This is a genomic window from Treponema sp. R80B11-R83G3, from assembly GCF_054786115.1.
Genome location: NZ_BDHF01000265.1, coordinates 1 through 1,056, shown reverse-complemented (window position 1 = coordinate 1,056; position 1,056 = coordinate 1). Strand labels below are relative to the sequence as shown.

1 protein-coding gene is annotated in these 1,056 nt (G+C 48.8%); it reads left to right on the top strand.

Annotated features, from left to right (window positions below):
* Positions 1–1,056: 4-alpha-glucanotransferase (locus tag ACYVRH_RS13190; protein ID WP_461257357.1), on the top strand; the 1,056-nt coding region annotated here is incomplete at both ends.

The window sequence follows — 1,056 nt, the reverse complement described above, 5'->3', positions numbered from 1 at the left end:
GGATTATTCCGCCGCTCTCGGACGTTATGTGCCATATCCGCCGATTACTACGGGCGATCTTAAAAAACTCGGTTTTGACAAGAGCAGAATCCGCTGGGTATCCCAGCCGCATATCCGCACGGACGAGCTGATGCATGCCCTGCGCAATAACTGGGGCAGCCTTTTCACGGACGCCGACATAAAAGCGGCGGCTGACAGGATTTTTTCCAGGGCGCTTGTACGGGTAAATAACGAAGAACTTTGGCTGTTTAAAAAGAAAATTACCGGAGAAAAAGATATTGACGCTTTGGATCTTCATCCGGCGATCCGTAATTTTCTTATGGGAGAATGGAAAAACAGAGTTTTTGTCGAATATAAAAAAGGGAAATTTTTCCCAGCGTGGTATTACAGGGACGCGAAGGCATACGCCACTTTTTCGCAGGAAGAAAAATCGGCTATGGAAGCTTTATTGGAAAAACGCCAGAAAAGAGCGGAAAAAACATGGGCGCAATTGGGAATGAAGCTGCTTTCGGTATTAGTGCAGTCGTCCTCAATGCTTCCGTGCGCCGAAGACCTTGGAGCCGTTCCCCCCTGCGTCCCAAAAGTTCTGTCTAAACTGAAGATACTTGGATTGCGCGTGACGCGGTGGGTTCGCGAATGGGATAAAGCGGGACAGCCTTATGTTCCCTTTGAGAATTATCCCCAATTAAGCGTTTGCACTCCGGCGGTTCATGACAGCTCGACGCTCAGGCAGTGGTGGGAAACGGAGGCGGATCAGGGGCAATATTCAGGCTTTTTAGGCGTTCCCTCCTTGCCGAAGGTTTACAACCCGGGAACGGCAAAAATAATTCTTACAAAAACCGCCCAGGCCCGTTCCCGTTTCCGTGTTTTTCAGATACAGGATCTGCTTCATCTTTCCAATAATTGGTACTCTGCGGATCCGGCGGATGAAAGAATAAACGTGCCGGGTAGCGTGAATGATTTTGTCTGGACATACCGTCTTCCGGCTTTAATTAGTGAAATTGCCAAAGACAAGGAACTTGTCCTTGCCGTCAGGGAGTTAAGCAGGGTTAAACC